Raw genomic sequence first — 16297 nt, forward strand, 5'->3', positions numbered from 1 at the left:
GCGCCGGTCGTGCGTCAGGAATGGCCCGCACAGACTCCCCACGCGGTGCGCCCGGCAGGATCACTTCGCCAGGTTCGCTCAGCCCGTCACCACCTCTTCCCCCGCGATGTAGTAGCCGTAATCGCGCAGGGGAAGAAATCCGCCGTTCTCGCGCCCTTTGAGAATCATCAGCGAGAAACCGAAGAACAGCCCGGTCAGAAGCAGGAGCGCGATCACCAGCAGGCCCGCCGCATTGGTCGCCCACCCCTCAATCGCCAGATCCGTGAACAGACGGATCCAGATCACAAGCCCCAGCACACCGACTCCGGCCGCCGCCAGCAGCGCCGTCAGGGTCAACATGCGCACGCCAACGCGATCACTGAACACCGCCACCGCGCTCAGCCCGTGCATCACCAGCGACAGCAGGTTCATTTTCGACTGGCCGTCGAGGCGCGTCCCCCGGATGGACGGCACCACCTCGTATGGAATTCGCGAGCGCACGACCGCGGCGGCGTAGTGGTTCCAGAGGTCCGCCGAGGCCACGAGGCGAACAAGGTCTCGCCGTGGCAGAACGCTGAAGTTCCCGAAGTTCACGTTCATGCCCACAAGCACCCGGAAGATCAGCCGGTACAGCTTGTAGCCCACTCGGAACGTTCGTCCCTCCGAGCGTTTGGCACGTCCGGCGAACACCATGGTCGGCTCAGTGCGCGATCGACTCGACTCCAGGAGCCGGACCAGATCATCCGGAGCGTCTTCTCCGTCACCATCCATGACGGCCACGAACGGAGCCGATCGGCGGGCCTCGGCCCAGGCCAGTCCGACAGCGAGCGCCCGCTGGTGCCCCAGGTTCATCCGGAGCGAAACGACAGTACAGGCAGAGATCGCCTGGAATGGTCCGGTGCCAAAACCTGCTGGCCGCGGCATCGCCGACCCGTCGTCGATGAACGCCACCTCGCCACTCAAGCCACCGCGGGCGAGCGATGCGTCAAGAGCCGGGAGCAACGCGGCCGCGGAGCCCCAGTCATTGTAGAGAGGGATGAGAACCAGGACGTCCATGTCTAATCAGACTCTCAATTCTCCGGCCGACCATCCGAGTGCGTCTGGAGCGCTGCCAGATCGCTTTCAACCATCATTTCGACGAGCTTGACGAGATCGACGGTCGGCTGCCATCCCAATATCCGGCGGGCTTTCGACGCGTCTCCGCACAGCGACTGGACATCCGCCGCGCGAAACTGTCCCGCATCGGTCTGAACGTGATCCTGCCACCGCAGGCCGACCGCGTTGAACGCGTACTCCAGCACCTGCCGCACGCTCGACAGCCGGCCGGTGGCAATGATGAAATCTTCGGGAGTCTCCTGTTGAAGCATGCGCCACATGGCATCGACATAGTCGCCCGCGAAGCCCCAGTCGCGGACCGATTCGATATTGCCGAGCTTCAGCGTCTCCTTGCTCCCGAGCTTGATCCGGGCCGCCGCGCGGGTGATCTTGCGGGTCACAAACGATTCCCCGCGTCGCGGCGATTCGTGGTTGTAGCAGAGGGCATTCACGGCGAACATTCCGAACGCCTGCCGATAAACCCGCACCATGTCGACGGCAAACGCCTTGGCCACCCCGTAAGGAGTCGCCGGCCGGAAGGGGGTCGTCTCCGACTGTGGCGACTCGACCGGGTTGCCGAAGACTTCACTGCTTCCGACATACAGCAGCCGCGGCACCTTCGGAAGATCACGCAGGATCTCCAGGAGCCGCAGCGTCCCCATCGCCGTGAATTCACAGGTCGATTCCGGGATCTCGAAACTGAGGCCCACATGCGACTGCCCCGCCAGGTGATAGACCTCGTCGGGAGCCGACTTCAGCATGATGCGGCGGAGTGTGGTCGCATCCTGAAGATCCGCATAATGCAGGAACAGCCGACTCCCGTATATCGTGCCATCGAGCGTCAGATGATCGATCCGCGGGCGTTCCGTGCGGCTGGCACGACGGACGATGCCGTGAACCAGGTAACCTTTGGAAAGCAGCAGCTCCGTCAGATAGGAGCCATCCTGACCGGTGATGCCTGTAATGAGAGCGATCGGCATCAGCGTGTGGAGCTTGTCTTGAGGGGGAAGGAGGCCGCTGGCGAATGAACAAGTGATCGCAGCAGTTCGTGAAACCGCGTGACCTGGCTTCGGCGGGACGCGTTCTCGGTGACGAACCGGTGGCCGCGTTCCGCAAGGCTCGGGTCGTTCAACTCGCGAATTGCCTGGATGGCGTCGACAAGGTCCCTGCAGAGGGACGGGCTCGCCGGATCGCAGACTTTGCCGAACCGGAATTCGACGATCATCTCTCCGAGTTCGGAATCGGGAGGCGCGATCCCCAGCACGGCGCAACCGGCCGCCAGCACGCCGTACACCTTGCTCGGCATCAGGCAGGAAATGACGCCCGGTTTGACCGACACGATCTGGATGTCTGCCGCGCTCAGGCTCTGGGAAAGTGATGCCTTCGGCTGGTAGGGCAGAAACTTCACGTTCGACAGTCGCCTTCGCTCGGCGGATGCCTGGAGCGTCTCCTTCTGGACGCCGCCGCCAACGAAATAGAACACCACGGATTCATCGCCGGCGAGCCCCTCTGCCGCATCAAGAATCGGTTCCAGCAGGTGCGGTACCCCCATATTTCCGGAGTACATCACCACGACCTTCCCCTCGAGGCCGTGCTCCTTCCGGAACGCATTGTTTACTTTGACCGGGTAAAGCGCCGTCACGTCAGACCAGTTCGGAATGATCTCGATCCGGTCATCCGAAACTCCGTTGGCAATGCAGCGCCGCTTCATGTCCCGGCTGAGGACGACGACCCGATCCGCCTTCGAATAGGCTCCGAACAGCGCTGATCGAAGTCGGCCGATCAGAAACCCTTCACGGGCCTTCCCGCAGGCAACGGCGATGTCGGGATAAATGTCCTGCAGGTACGCGATAAATCGGCAGCCAAGTCGCTTCTGAAGACGCCGGCCGAGCAGTCCCACGAAAAAGGGATCTGTTTCGGTGACGACGATGTCGGGCCGGGGAAGTCGCGCCGAAGTCCGCCATGCGGCGACCGTGAAGCTCATCAGATTCAGCAGTTTGCCGGCCATCGACTTCTTGGCGAACTGCAGATGGCGGGCTCGATGAATCGTTACCCCGCAATGATGAACCGCATCCTGATCGACCTGTTCTCCCTTGATCGACACATGGTTGGGCTGACCGCAAAGCACATGAACGTCGAACTCGCCGGTCGACGCGAGATCCTCGCACAGTTCGGTGAGCAGCTGCCCCGTTGCCTCGGTATCGGGCCAGTACGACCGGTTGATGAAGAGCAGGCGAGCCCTGGTTGCGGGGGCCGCAGCCGAACTCCCGCTCGCGCTGAGAGCTGCCGCGTTCATCGGTCGTGGCCGCCCGAAAAGCGAACGCCCGGCCCCATATCTTCTGTACTCGGATCAACCGCCTGCGCACCGGACAACGCCTGCGAGGCACACGCGTCACGTGCCCCTGAAGAGGCAACCAGACTGACCAGCGGGAGAGTACGATTGATCACAGTAATGGAGTGACGGGAACGGAATGTGGGGGACAGCAAGACGTACTCGTGTCGCAGACCATCACGTCCTCGACCCTTTCTTGAGTCGCGACGACGCCGCCTTGCCTTCCAGTCGCCCCTGCCTGGCTTCGAGGTTCTTGTGATAAGCCTTCAAGTCGGGAAACGTGACGACCTGCTGGATGTCGTCGACGGGAATGTACACCACCGCCCCGTTCCGCCAGTCTGCGGTCTCGCCATCATCGACACCATCACCACTCAGAAACGTCTTGCCCCCCAAAGTCTTTTCCGACACTTTCGACAGCAGGACCAGGTCTTCGGAGTCGCTCACCAGCGTAATGGCGACGATGCGTCCGCTCAGTTCCCCCACGTCAGAAGCCTTCCTGACTGCCGGCCCCTGGGCATTCCCGATTCCACACGCCAGGCACGCCATCGCCCCTACGATCAGCCAACTCCGTCGATTCATGTTGCGCTCCGATCGAAGACCTTCCGACCTGCCACGTACACCAGCTTCACATTCAGTTCTGCATCCAGCGCCACGACGTCGGCCAGCTTGCCCGCCTCGAGACTGCCGATCGACTGTTCCAGCCCGAGAATCCGGGCCGGCGTCAACGTTGCCATCCGAATCACGTCGACAAGATTCGTCTCCGGAACCTCCGACAGGAATGTCCGCACACAGGCGTCCATGCCCATGACGCCCGATGCGAGCGCCGTCCCGTCCATCGTCACTCCCACGTTGCTGAATCGGCGGATGCGCTCGCCGTGCTCGGGAGGCCCGAAGGTGTACTCGCCATCCGGGCAGTCCACCGCCCGCATCGCGTCCGTGACCAGCGCCAACCGCTCCGGTCCCTTGCACTTGTACGCCAGCCGCAGGAGCGCTCCGTCCAGGTGCTTGCCGTCGGCGATCACTTCTGTCGTGAGGTCATCGAAGAAAAGCGTGGCTTCCATCATGCCGCCGCGCATCGGGAACGTCTGCGACTGCCTCAACTTGGCCCGATCGGACATCGCGCAGAACAGGTGATCGATGTGCCGCACCCCCCAGTTGATCGCGTCGACCACCTGGCCGAACGTCGCATGGGAGTGCCCGGCATTCAGTCGAATGCCGCGCGAAGCGCAGGCCCGCGCGAACACTTCTGCTCCCGGCAACTCGGGAGCAATCGTCGCCGTGCAGAAGATGTCCGAGTAGTCGAGGTAATGCTGGAATTCGCTCTCTTCGGGCGCCCGGATCGGAGTCCCCGGATGAACTCCACGGGCGTTCGCGGCGAAATAAGGGCCGTAGAAGTGAGCACCCAGAACCCGGGCGCCGCCCGTGTCCCGCCCCTTCGCCGCCCGACACTCCCGAAGAAACCGCAGGATGTAAGGGGCGTCCGCGGCCGTGCTCGTCGCCGCCAGGCTCGTTGTGCCGTGTCGTGCATGACACCGGCAGATGGCGTCGAAGGCCGACGCTGTCCCGTCCATGAAGTCATGCCCTGCTCCGCCGTGAACGTGCAGGTCCACGAAGCCGGGAACGAGATAACCCCCGTCGAGATCAATCGACTCCGCATCGGCGCGAGCCGCTGAAATGCCCTTGATGGACTCGCCGACGACCTCGAGCGATGCGCCCGTCAGCAACCTGTCCCGCAGGACCAGCGTCCCGTTCGTGAAATTCACAGGTCGAACTCAATGCATCCGGAGAAGGGCAACTCGAACGATCAACTGCGATGCTTCCCTCGCGGGATGACGCGGACGGTGATTGGTGCAATCCACCAGCCACAGCGCGACCGCACGCAGCGACAATTGCCTGATCGTCGAATCTAAATCGGCCGCGCCTCTCTCGACAAGAGAGGCGCGGCCGACGGTTTCCTGTTCAACTCTAGCCCTTCAGGTCTTCCATGTCAGAGTCGACCATCATCTTCACGAGGTGCTCGAACTTCACTTTCGGCTCCCAACCCAGATCCGCCTTCGCCTTGGCCGGGTTGCCGAGAAGCAGGTCGACTTCCGCCGGCCTGAAGTAAGCCGGATCGATCCTGATCAGGATGCGACCATCGGGACCAAGTGCGTGTTCGTCCTCGCCCGTCCCTTTCCAGGTAATCGGCATTCCGGCGTGGGCAAACGCCAGTTCGCAGAACTCGCGAACGGTGTGCGTTTCATTCGTGGCCACGACGTAGTCGTCCGGTTCTTTGGCCTGCAACATCAGCCACATGGCTTCAACGTAGTCGCCGGCAAATCCCCAATCGCGCTTCGCATCGATGTTGCCGAGGTACAGGCAGTCCTGCTTGCCGTGCTTAATCGCCGCAACCGCCCGGGTCACCTTCCGGGTCACGAACGTCTCGCCGCGACGGGGCGACTCGTGATTGAACAGGATGCCGTTCACGGCAAACATGCCGTACGACTCGCGGTAGTTCTTCGTGATGTAGAACGCATACGCCTTGGCACAGGCATACGGGCTCCGCGGATAGAATGGCGTCGTTTCCGTCTGCGGAGTCTCGACGACTTTGCCGTACAGCTCCGACGATGAAGCCTGGTAGAACCGGGCATCCAGGTCGAGGTCGCGCATCGCCTCCAGCAGGCGGACGGCCCCGAGACCGGTCACTTCGCCCGAGTACTCCGGAATTTCGAACGAGACTTTGACGTGCGACTGCGCGCCCAGGTTGTAGATCTCATCGGGACGAACCACTTTCAGAAGACGGTTCATCGACGACGAATCGTTCAGGTCGCCGTACTGCAGGTGCAGCCGGACGTCCTTCTCGTGCGGGTCCTGATAGATGTGGTCAATGCGGCCCGTGTTGAACGAGCTCGAACGGCGGATCACTCCGTACACGTCATAGCCCTTGGCCAGCAGAAGCTCCGCGAGATAGGAACCGTCCTGGCCGGTGATCCCGGTAATCAGGGCCTTCTTGCCGGTACGGGGGGGCAGCTTCGGTCGCATTGGTTTCATCGCAATCGTTTGGAGCTCGCAGGAAACTCACCATCCCCCTGCTGAGGGCGGAAGATGGAGAGGATGGTTTAGAGTCGCGGATCAGCCGAGCGCTGACCTCGGAAAACTGGATCGTGACGCTGCATTCGTGGTAACGACGGGCGACAAACCCGTGCAATCGGTCATTCCGGAAGAAAGTGCGCTCGAAGTTCATCAATCACGGAATCCGACATCGGAGCCGCGGCGCCGATCCGGCCCGAGAAAATCAGGGCTTCAGCTGTCGCCTCCAGCACTTCGAGCCGGTCAAACGCATCCAGAATGCTCGTTCCCACGATCAGGACGCCGTCATTCTCCAGAATTGCGGACGGCTGTCGCGGCGAAACCGCCGAGGCGACAGCATCCACATCGTCGTACGGCTGACCGAACGGTATCCGCTGCACGTCGCGAAGGACGATATAGCTCTCGGGAATGGTCCGGCTGGCGAATGGCACGCCGGTGACGCTGAACGCCGTTGCGTGAATCGGATGGGCGAAGCAGATCGCCTTCACTGTCGGATGTTTGCGGTAGATCGCCTCGTGGCACGCAGTCGCACGACTCGGCGTCTGACCTGTGGCACGCCGTCCGGAATCAATCCGCACAAGGTCTTCCGGGCTGAGCCGATAACGATCGCGATGGGCCGGCGTGATCAGGAAGCTGCTCTCGCCGAGCCGCACGGAAAAGCTTCCCTCCGTACTGATCAGCAGCCGCTGCTGGCATCCGCGGCGGACAAATTCACAAAGCGTCCGCCGCAGTTCTTTTTCTTCACTCGTCGGCGCCGGAGGATCAGTCTCTGGCAGCTCCTTGCGACCCCGTCCCACGGCCTCCAGCCGCGCGGCCGACAACGGCCGGGCACTCCCCAAAGTGGTCGACCGAATCGCCGTCTGTGCAGCAAATTCGAGAGCTTCAAACCGCTGGAACGCCTCCGTCAGGTTCGCGCCCCCCACCACGACGCCGTGGTTTTCGAGGACAACCGTGTTGAACCCCGCCGCAAATTCCTTGGCGATATTCGCCCCCAGCTGGGCACTGCCGGGAAGCGCATAGGTCGCCAGTCCCACTTCTCCGCACACCGACCAGGACTGCGGAAACAACCGGGTTTCCGGAACTGTCCGCGTCATGCTGAACGCGACCAGGGCCGCCGGATGAGCGTGAACAATCGCGGACAGGTCCGGGCGGGCAGCGTAGATGGCCTGGTGGAATGGCAGCTCGGAGGACGCCCGATGCAGTCCGGACTGGGTGCCCTCCGGTCGAACCTGGACGATGTCGTCCCGCCGCAGGGCTCCCTTATCGACGCGCGCCGGAGTAATCCACACGTCCCCACTGCCGTCGCGAATGGAAACGTTGCCCCCCGAAGTCGTCGTCATGCGGTGGCGGTAGATCCGATCCATGGTTTCCAGGATCTGATCCCGCGGGTGGAGATAATCCGTATTCGTCATCATGTCCTGCTTCGGGGCGCATCCTCGCCTGGGCGCCTTGTTCGCTCAATGGGCGCGAAGCGATGCCTGGTTCGATCGATACCAGTCGTAAGTGGATCGGACCCCCTCTTTCAGGGAAGTCCGATACCGCCAGCCGAGGGCTTCCAGGCGGGAAACATCCAGCAGTTTCCGCGGTGTTCCATCAGGCTTCGACGTATCAAACGTCAGCTTCACTTCGGGATAAACCACGTCACGGATGGTTTCCGCGAGTTCGCGGATCGTGACGTCGACTCCCGTTCCGACATTGATCGTGCCGGGCTCATTGTAGTGCTCCATCAGGAAAACGCAGGCATCGGCCAGGTCGTCTACATGCAGGAACTCCCGCCGCGGCGAACCCGACCCCCAGATCGTGACGCTCTCTGCGCCGGACTTCCGTGCCTCATCAAAACGTCGCATCAACCCGGGAAGCACATGCGACTGTTCCGGGTGAAAATTGTCGTTCTGCCCGTACAGGTTCGTCGGCATCGCTGAAATGAAGTTGCAGCCATGCTGCCGGCGGTACGCCTCGCAGCTCATCAGCCCGGAGATCTTGGCGATGGCGTAGGCGTCGTTGGTCTTCTCCAGCGGACCGGTCAGCAGCGACTCTTCCTTGATCGGCTGAGGGCAGTCCCGCGGATAAATGCACGAGCTTCCGAGGTACAGGAGTTTCGTCACGCCTGTCCGCCAGGCCGCACGGAGCACGGTCGCGTGCATCATCAGGTTGTCGTACAGGAAATCTGCCGGCTGCGTCGAATTCGCCCAGATCCCCCCGACCCGCCCGGCGACATGAAACACGAACTCCGGCCGGTTGTCGTCGAACCACTGGTCCACGCCCCGTGAATCGCGGAGATCCACGGCATTCCGGTCCGCGTTCAGTACGGATTCAAATCCGCTCCCCTTCAACCGGCGCACCACGGCGGAACCGACGAGCCCGCGGTGGCCCGTCACCAGAATCCGGCTGCCCTTTTCAAGCATCAAAGTGGACTTCGTGAGAGACAGTGCGCGCACTTCGTTCTGCTGGGTGACGATCCCAGGCCGGAAAGTGCGATTTCAAATCAAAAAGCTCCCAGGAGTTTCACCGCACGCAGCCACCGGGCAAGACCGGCGAACGTCGCGGAAAGCTCCAGGAGCAACCATCATGCAGAGCTTGACCAGCGTTGAATAGTCATGAAGTCGATGCAACTTCCCCCCCCAACGGACCGCAAGTCGTCGTCACCACCAATGATGCGTCGGCTCTGATCATTAAGGTCATGTGCGCAGCCAACCTGTGGCCCCCTGTGATAATCGGGGGGCCGACTGATGAAAAGAGGTCTCAGGGTGCAATGACGCTCCATATTCAGCCGGGACGACTCGCCCGCGACGACCTTTGGGCCAATTTCAGGTAACTCGCGTCCGAAGGTCGCCGGGGGGACTCGCCCTCTGGCGGTGGGTCACCGAAGGCTTGGGGCTGGCACTCTCCCAGGACGCCCTCACCGCCGTCATCCTCGACGGCAAGACCTTACGCGGTGCTGTTCCCGAACACGATCCGGCCATCCACGTCCTGTCACTGCTGGACCAGTCCGCCGGCTCGCTGCTCCGGCAGCACCCGGTCGATCCTTCCACCAACTAAGCCAAGGCGGCGATCGAGGTGCTCAAGTCCGTGCTGCTGAAGGGGAAAGTCGTGGTGGCCGACGCCATGTTCTACCAGCGGGACGTCTGTCAGCAGATCCTCAATTCCGGCGGCGACTATCTGGTGACGCTCAAGGACAACCAGCCGGCGGTGAAACGGGACGTCGAGATCGCCTTCGCCGAGCCGCGAGGCTTTTCCCCCCTACGCCCGGAAGCGGCTGCATGAAGACCGGCGGGTTGTGCGGACGCGGGAGAAGAGCCGGGGACGGGTGGAGGTCAACTACCGAACAGCCGGCATCTCAGCGGCAGAGTCTGTGCCCTCAGCTAGCTGCCTGAGAAACTGAGCCGGGAACTGGGCCCGTTGAAGTTCGCCGGCCGTATTGAACCAGATGCAGTCGACTACTCGGTCACGCGTATTGAAGAGGGTGACGACCATCTGCGGGCTGTTCTCGATCCCCTTGAATGTGACGATCGATCCGATGTTGAACATGATGAGCTCGCACCTCCTATTCTCGTTCTACCGTTCCACTTCCATCTGAATCGCTGAACTTTGTAGACCGTTCCCTGTCCGGAGGACAGGGGAGCCGCAGGGATGGATTCCGCACAGGATGTCGCCGACTGGGTCAAGAAACAGTCCGCTGTGACGGACCGGATCGGCCCACGATTCCAACGCCCGGAAGTTCGATCGCGAACGGCCCGCTCTCTCAAGGGCCTCCTGGCCTCCGTCGGGCGCAAGAACGGCTGTCCGCTCGCCGAATTCGCTGGCGACGAGACGCCCGGGAATCTCCAGCACTTCATCGCCCGCGCCACCTGGAGCGCCGATGCCATCCGTGACGACCTTTCGGCCTCTCTAGTCGAGCATCTTGGAGAACCGGACGGCGTTCTGATTGTCAACGACAGCGGATTCCTCAAAAAGGGGCAAGCGCCCCGGCGTGGCACGGATGAATTTCGGAGCGGCCGGGCGGATTGAGAACTGCCAGATCGGAGTCTTCCTGGCCTTCCGCTCCCCGAAAGGCCAGACGCTGATCGATCGGGAATCGTCCCTCCCCAAAGAATGGGTCGAGGACGCTCACCGCCGACGCCTCAAGCACATCCCCGAGGACTTGGTCTTCGAGATCCTCCGCGAGCGACAACGGATGGCACTTGCCTGTCCAAGTCGCAGACCCGTCTCACGAGGCGCCGGCACCGGACGTTTCCTCTTCCCTTCACTTTCAGTAACCGCGGTCTGTCGAAGTCACACGCTGACAGTTCGTGTTCGCGACCGACGGGGATCAGTCAGGCAGGTGATCGGGCCTGAATTTCGCAGTCTTTCGCGGCATTACTCCTTGATCCGGATCGTTAGCGCTGGCCCAGGCGGATTCAGGAGTCATGCGCTACGGACGGCCTGGCCATGAGGGTCAGCGCGGCCGCGCCGTCACCACTGGCATCTGGCTACACACTTCCGCTGGCGACGTTCTGACCGCGTGTCCGCCGTCTCGCGTGCAATCTGAGCAGCGGCGCGGTGCACGAGTCAGTGGCTGCCATCTGCTGTCGATCGATTCCCGCGTTCCAGCGAAACGAGTCTCTGCGCCCCCGCGCGCGTCCCCTTCCCCTATCTCAATCGGAGTTTCCTCATTGTGGCTACACCACTCGTGTCCTTCCTGTTCACTCTGGCGCTCACGGCTTTGATCATCAGGAGCCTCGTGCGGTTCGCCAGCGCTGCCGGCAGACGTCGGACGCTTGCCAGGTCACTCTGGCGGTTCGTCGTCCTGATTGTGGGCGGCTTTGTCTGCCTCTCGCTCATTCTCGAATGCGTCCGACAGATTCGCATGCTTTGACCCCAGCGGTGCTGGCGTGCTCAGACACGACTTTTGATTGGCCCCAAGCGTTCACCACTGGCCCCCCTCTCTGGAAAGGTCTGCCTTTGTCTCACACCATCACGATCAAGACTCAGGTTCGCGATCCCGTCGCGATCCGCTCTGCCTGCCAGCGTTTGAATCTGCCGGAGCCTGTCGTGGGCAGATCCCAGCTCTTTTCCACCGAGGCCACTGGCTGGCTCGTCCGGCTCCCTGCGTGGCACTACCCGGTCGTCTGTGACATCGCCACAGGACAAGTGCAGTACGACCATTTTGAAGGCCGCTGGGGAGACCCGGCACATCTCGACCGGTTTCTCCAGGCCTATGCAGTCGAGAAGGCCACGCTTGAAGCCAGACGCCAGGGCTACTCGGTTGCGGAGCACTCACTCAGCGACGGTTCGATCAAGATCACAGTGGGAGTCCACACCTGATGAAGTCCATCGAGCTGATCATCAGTCCCAATGGCCAGATCCGCCTCGAGACGCTCGGATTCACGGGCACCGACTGTCTCCCGGCTGCCGAGTTCCTCAGAAAAGGCCTGGGGCACATCGTCGGAGAGACACGGACTCAGGCCTTCTACGCGGCAAGTACCGATGCCGGCCTCCCGCTCCCCAGCACACCACCTCGCTCCTGAAGGTCATTCCTTCCTCTTTGACGGCATGCCTCAACCGGCGGTCGAGCGGCCGGCCTGAGAGTCGTCCGCAAGGTGAACCTCCGGCACGGGCTCCAGGCGATCCGAGTTCTGGGCCGCTTGCGCCGCCACTCTCGTTGTGATCCCGTTTCCCTATCCTGGAGTCCCGCAGTTCATGCTGTCCCAACTGACCGACTACATCCACGCGGCCTTCAGCGGCCTGTGGATTACGACCTTCGAACCGGACGAAGCCGAGCGGGAGATTGCCGATCTTGCTCGAGATCAAGAGTGGACGCTCGCGGTCTGGGACCTCGCCCGGGGTCTTCGGTCGCCAAAGACCAGCATGGATGCCCACGATCCGCTGAGTGTTCTGCGGGCATTGCCGGAACTGGCCACGGCTGACGGTACAACGCTCTTGCTCCTGCATAACTACCACCGCTTCCTGGGCAATCCCGAGATTATTCAGACGCTGGTGACCCAACTCGCCGAGGGCAAGCAGCGAAGAACCTTCGTCATCATTCTGGCCCCCGTCGTGCAGTTGCCTCCTGAACTGGAGCGGCTGTTCGTCATCCTGGAACATCCGCTTCCCAACCGGAGCCAGCTGGCCTCTGTCGCCCGCGAGATGCTCGCCGACCGGCCGGACCAGATGCCGACAGGCGGCAACGAACGCGCCCTGCTGGACGCGGCCGCGGGCCTGACCCGCCAGGAAGCCGAGGGGGCCTTCGCCCTCTCACTGGCCCGCCATGATGCCCTGCGGCCCGAGGCCGTCTGGGAGCTCAAGGCGCAGTCTCTCCGCAAGCAGAACCTCCTGACCCTGAACCGGGGCGGAGCATCCTTTGCATCGCTGGGGGGACTGGAATCGCTCAAGAGCTTCTGCCGGCGGGCGCTCGCGCCCGGTCGGTCCATCAAGGCCCGGGGAGCCCTGCTCCTGTCACCGCCGGGCTGCGGGAAGAGCGCCTTCTGCCGGGCCTTGGGCGCCGAAGTCGGTCGGCCGGTGCTGTCACTCGACGTGGGAAGCCTCTATGGCTCACTCGTGGGTGAGACGGAACGGAACGTCCGGCAGGCGCTGGCGATTGCCGACGCCATGGCGCCGGCCATCCTGTACCTGGACGAAATCGACAAGGGCCTGTCAGGCGTCGGTGGATCGGGAGACTCGGGGGTCGCCACGCGCCTGTTTGGGACGCTGCTGACGTGGCTGGCCGAACACACTTCGGATGTGTTCTTCATCGGCACGGCCAATGACATCACCCGCCTGCCGCCGGAGTTCACCCGGGCCGAACGGCTGGACGGCGTGTTCTTCGTTGACCTGCCAGCGCCCGAACAACGGCAGGCGATCTGGTCGCTCTACCGCGGCCAGTACGACATCTCGCCGACCCAGCCGGTCCCCCCGGACGACGGCTGGACAGGCGCCGAGATCAAGAGTTGTTGTCGGCTGTCGGCACTGCTCGACATCCCGCTCTCGGAGGCCGCTCGCAACGTGGTGCCCGTCTCCGTCACGTCGGCCGAGAGCATCGAGGCGCTCCGGGACTGGGCCAGTGGCCGCTGCCTGTCGGCCGATCGGCCGGGGATCTACCAACGGCCAGCACGGAGAACCTCCCGCCGGAAGGTCACGCCCTCCCCGTCGGCCAACTGAGTTTTTCGCCCATCTCCTGATTCCTCTTTTCCAAGGAGTTTCCACCCATTGCCCACAACCGTCCGCCGTTCCACCCCCATGCCGACGATTCGTGAGGAGAGTGCGTCGCGGCTGCGGCAGGAGTTCGCGGCGACCCGCGTCGGCCTCACCTGGCTGGGTGTCCGCAAATCCCTGACGTCCGAGCAGAAGGCCCGCGCGGCCGATGGCTTTGATGCCGAAGTCCGGTTCCTGTCGGCGACCAAGAAACTGCTCGATACCCAGCATCCCCGGTTCAGGGCCGTCACGGCCCTCAAGGGCAGGATCGTGGGGTACTGGAAGGGACTGACGCTGCCCTACCCCGAACCGGGACTGCGGCTCATTCGCCAGAGCGTCATTCCCGAATTTGACGGGCAGCTCAGAACGTTCCAGTCTGAACTCCAGCAACAGGTCACGCTCCTGGACGACCATTACGCCGAACTGAGGCGGACCGCCCGCGACCGCCTCGGCCAGCTGTTCAGCGAAGCCGATTATCCGGTCTCGCTGAAGGACGAGTTCGAGATCACCTGGGACTTTCCCAGTGTCGAACCTCCTGGCTACCTGCTGCAGCTGAATCCCCGGCTCTACCAGCAGGAGTGCCAGCGGATGCAGGCGCGGTTCGACGAAGCGGTCCAGCTGACCGAACAGATGTTCTTCGACGAGCTGTCGAAACTCGTCAGCCATCTCACCGAGCGGCTCACCGGAAGGGAGGATGGCAAGGCCAAGGTGTTCCGGGACTCGGCCATCGAGAACCTGTTGGAATTCTTTGGCCGGTTCCGCACCCTCAGCGTCCACTCCAGCGCCGAACTCGATCAGCTGGTCGAGCGGGCCAAGGACGTTCTGTCGGGCGTCCAGCCCCAGGACCTGCGGGACAGCGCCGCGCGTCGTCAGCAGGTCGCGTCACAGATGGCGGCGGTCCAGGCCACGCTGGAGGGCCTGTTGATTGATCGCCCCCGCCGATCCATCGTCCGGCCGGGAACGGCCAGGAGCGGTCATGCAGATCGTGATTGACGCCCGGGGAACGATTCACACGCTGTACGACGAGGCGTTTGACCTGCGGCGGCTGGGCCCGGCCGTGATCACCCGGGCCAGTCACATCGAGCCGGATGCGGACGGGCAGTGGTGGGCCGAGATCATTAACGGGCCGCGGCTGGGCCCGTTCGAGCGGCGGAGCCAGGCGCTGGCGACGGAAGTGGAGTGGCTTATGGCACAGGGCCTACAGGCGACGGCAGCGCGGAATTGCGGTCAGTCTACTCCCGGGTAAACTCGTAACGGACGTGCCGAAACTGCTTCGGCCGATCGAATCATTCTTTCAACGAGGCTTGCGGGTCCTGATTGACGGCTGACCGCCGTGCTGACAACTCGAATTGATGCGCGTGCATCAAGTGCTGCTTCCTGCAAATACCGCCAGTTGAAGCCTTTTCCGGGGCTTCTTGCACAACGAAGGCAGACCTTGGACCGCGCCCCCGCAAGGGGGCGTCGGCCTTGGCCTGTTTCGTTGGCCCCCTGGCGGGGGTTGCAGGAGCAGTCATGGTTCGACGCTCCTTTTGTTTTTGAATAAGGGCTGTGATGCGTAGAAATCTTTCCAAGAATGACCAGCTCATCCGGAGCCCGCTCAAGGCGGCCCGGTCGATTCTGGTTGCATCTTACGTCGCGCTGCTCATGACCGCCGGCGGCTGTTCCCGGTCGGAAAGCGCACCGGCTCTTGAGTCACTTCCAAGCAGCGCGGAAGCATCAGCGGGCACTCCGGCGGGCGCTAAGAAGGTCTCCGGCACCTATTCCGGTGTCACGAGCGGCTATTCCAGTTCCAGCGACGCCAAGGCGTCGTCCCAACCCTAGAACAGGTGGCCGACGTGATTCGCAAACTTCTCATCTCCTTACGTCGCGGTGTTGTCACGACGCCCATCGTCATCTGTCTGGTTGCAGCGGCCACAGGCCTCGTGGCGGTCGCGATCATTCTGGCGACGGTCGTCCCGTGGCCAGGTCTGCGGTGGACTCGTTCCCAGCTCATCCTCACAACTGTTGGTCCCACCATTGAAAAGTTGCAGGCCCTGCAGGATCTGGCCGTCCAGAAAGTGACGGTGTCTGACGTCATGGTCTACCGCAACGGTTGGACGGCCTCCTGGTTGGTCCGCGGAGACGGCATCATTTCCATTCCACTGAAAGACAGCCGGATCGTGGATGTTGACGAGGTCCGCCATACAGCCCGGATCATCCTGCCGCGTCCTCGAGTCCTGACCGCACGGGTCGACCATGAGAAGACTTTTTACTACGACAGCAAGCAAGGACTTTGGAATCGTGTGAATCCTTGGGGCGAGTCGTATCCGGAGGTCTCCCAAGAAGCCCACCGGCAGATGCAGCGGCTGATCGAACATGCCGTGTCCGCCCCGGAGCACTTCGATCAGTCGCAATTGAATGCGACGACCATCGTTCGCACTCTCTATTCCAGTCTGGGCTGGCAGGTGTCCGTTGACTGGGCCGCCGAGCCGACATCGCCCCTTGCGTTACCCGTCCCGGCGCTGGAGACGGCCACACCTGGCCCGCCCCCGTCCACTCAGCCGAAACCCAAGCCCCCCACCTGAGCTGTGTCCTGCTCAGGTGCGTGCCTCGCGATCTCAACAGCCGTGCTCTCCCGAAAGTGGAGGGCACGGCTGTTTTCGTTTCTCCCCT

General features: G+C 62.7%; 20 protein-coding genes. 11 read left to right on the plus strand and 9 right to left on the minus strand.

The genetic code is table 11. The features are described 5' to 3' along the window. Positions 1–78: 78 nt before the first annotated feature. The 8 genes from Pan44_RS19000 to Pan44_RS19035 all read right to left on the minus strand — a co-directional run bounded on the left by Pan44_RS19000 (position 79) and on the right by Pan44_RS19035 (position 8880). Entirely contained in the window at positions 79–1035 is a 957-nt protein-coding gene (locus Pan44_RS19000) for a glycosyltransferase (protein ID WP_145032265.1), read from the minus strand. A gap of 14 nt (positions 1036–1049) precedes the next feature. After that, on the minus strand, positions 1050–2054 hold the full coding sequence (locus Pan44_RS19005) for a GDP-mannose 4,6-dehydratase (RefSeq protein WP_145032268.1): 1005 nt from the start codon (positions 2052–2054) through the stop codon (positions 1050–1052). Beyond that, complete coding sequence (locus Pan44_RS19010; RefSeq protein WP_145032272.1) at positions 2054–3370, minus strand: glycosyltransferase family 4 protein; 1317 nt, start codon at positions 3368–3370, stop codon at positions 2054–2056. Before Pan44_RS19010 ends, Pan44_RS19005 begins: the two co-directional genes overlap by 1 nt. A 213-nt stretch (positions 3371–3583) precedes the next feature. Next, positions 3584–3985, minus strand: coding sequence for a hypothetical protein (locus tag Pan44_RS19015; protein WP_145032275.1), 402 nt, complete (start codon positions 3983–3985; stop codon positions 3584–3586). After that, on the minus strand, positions 3982–5169 hold the full coding sequence (locus Pan44_RS19020) for an N-acetylglucosamine-6-phosphate deacetylase (protein WP_145032278.1): 1188 nt from the start codon (positions 5167–5169) through the stop codon (positions 3982–3984). Before Pan44_RS19020 ends, Pan44_RS19015 begins: the two co-directional genes overlap by 4 nt. 202 nt (positions 5170–5371) lie before the next feature. Next, complete coding sequence (gmd, locus tag Pan44_RS19025; protein WP_145032281.1) at positions 5372–6427, minus strand: GDP-mannose 4,6-dehydratase; 1056 nt, start codon at positions 6425–6427, stop codon at positions 5372–5374. Between the two features lie 170 nt (positions 6428–6597). After that, the gene (locus Pan44_RS19030; protein ID WP_145032285.1) at positions 6598–7890 is read right to left on the minus strand and encodes a class II aldolase/adducin family protein; all 1293 of its coding nucleotides are present in this window, start codon (positions 7888–7890) and stop codon (positions 6598–6600) included. 42 nt (positions 7891–7932) lie between these two features. Next, entirely contained in the window at positions 7933–8880 is a 948-nt protein-coding gene (locus tag Pan44_RS19035) for a GDP-L-fucose synthase family protein (RefSeq protein WP_145032287.1), read from the minus strand. A 391-nt stretch (positions 8881–9271) separates the two neighbouring features. Here Pan44_RS19035 and Pan44_RS19040 point away from each other — a divergent pair, with 391 nt between their 5' ends. Both Pan44_RS19040 and Pan44_RS19045 read left to right on the plus strand, forming a co-directional pair. Next, complete coding sequence (locus tag Pan44_RS19040) at positions 9272–9514, plus strand: hypothetical protein (protein ID WP_145032290.1); 243 nt, start codon at positions 9272–9274, stop codon at positions 9512–9514. An 18-nt stretch (positions 9515–9532) separates the two neighbouring features. After that, a complete protein-coding gene (locus Pan44_RS19045) occupies positions 9533–9739 on the plus strand; it encodes a transposase (protein ID WP_145032293.1) in 207 nt (68 codons plus the stop codon). Positions 9740–9793: 54 nt separating this feature from the next. Here Pan44_RS19045 and Pan44_RS19050 read toward each other — a convergent pair whose 3' ends face one another. Beyond that, entirely contained in the window at positions 9794–10003 is a 210-nt protein-coding gene (locus Pan44_RS19050) for a DUF2158 domain-containing protein (RefSeq protein ID WP_145032296.1), read from the minus strand. A 102-nt stretch (positions 10004–10105) separates the two neighbouring features. On the opposite strand from Pan44_RS19050, the gene Pan44_RS19055 reads away from it, so the two are divergent. From Pan44_RS19055 to Pan44_RS19095, 9 genes are all read left to right on the plus strand, one after another. After that, positions 10106–10483: a transposase gene (locus tag Pan44_RS19055; protein WP_145032299.1), complete on the plus strand. Its 378-nt coding sequence runs from the start codon at positions 10106–10108 to the stop codon at positions 10481–10483. Beyond that, a complete protein-coding gene (locus Pan44_RS28365; protein WP_390620650.1) occupies positions 10455–10907 on the plus strand; it encodes a hypothetical protein in 453 nt (150 codons plus the stop codon). Before Pan44_RS19055 ends, Pan44_RS28365 begins: the two co-directional genes overlap by 29 nt. 509 nt (positions 10908–11416) lie before the next feature. Then, entirely contained in the window at positions 11417–11779 is a 363-nt protein-coding gene (locus Pan44_RS19065) for a DUF1257 domain-containing protein (protein WP_145032304.1), read from the plus strand. Continuing rightward, on the plus strand, positions 11779–11982 hold the full coding sequence (locus Pan44_RS19070; protein WP_145032309.1) for a DUF2997 domain-containing protein: 204 nt from the start codon (positions 11779–11781) through the stop codon (positions 11980–11982). The genes Pan44_RS19065 and Pan44_RS19070 overlap by 1 nt, the downstream gene beginning before the upstream one ends. A gap of 172 nt (positions 11983–12154) precedes the next feature. Next, positions 12155–13612 (plus strand): AAA family ATPase, encoded by a 1458-nt coding sequence (locus tag Pan44_RS19075; protein ID WP_145032312.1) that lies wholly within the window; start codon positions 12155–12157, stop codon positions 13610–13612. A gap of 78 nt (positions 13613–13690) precedes the next feature. Continuing rightward, on the plus strand, positions 13691–14638 hold the full coding sequence (locus Pan44_RS19080) for a hypothetical protein (protein ID WP_145032315.1): 948 nt from the start codon (positions 13691–13693) through the stop codon (positions 14636–14638). Further along, the gene (locus Pan44_RS19085) at positions 14622–14891 is read left to right on the plus strand and encodes a hypothetical protein (RefSeq protein ID WP_145032318.1); all 270 of its coding nucleotides are present in this window, start codon (positions 14622–14624) and stop codon (positions 14889–14891) included. Before Pan44_RS19080 ends, Pan44_RS19085 begins: the two co-directional genes overlap by 17 nt. A gap of 305 nt (positions 14892–15196) precedes the next feature. Then, positions 15197–15466 (plus strand): hypothetical protein, encoded by a 270-nt coding sequence (locus tag Pan44_RS19090; RefSeq protein WP_145032322.1) that lies wholly within the window; start codon positions 15197–15199, stop codon positions 15464–15466. Between the two features lie 14 nt (positions 15467–15480). Beyond that, positions 15481–16209: a DUF4230 domain-containing protein gene (locus tag Pan44_RS19095; RefSeq protein ID WP_197453473.1), complete on the plus strand. Its 729-nt coding sequence runs from the start codon at positions 15481–15483 to the stop codon at positions 16207–16209. Positions 16210–16297: the final 88 nt, after the last annotated feature.

Source organism: Caulifigura coniformis, assembly GCF_007745175.1.
In the GTDB taxonomy this organism is placed as follows: domain Bacteria; phylum Planctomycetota; class Planctomycetia; order Planctomycetales; family Planctomycetaceae; genus Caulifigura; species Caulifigura coniformis.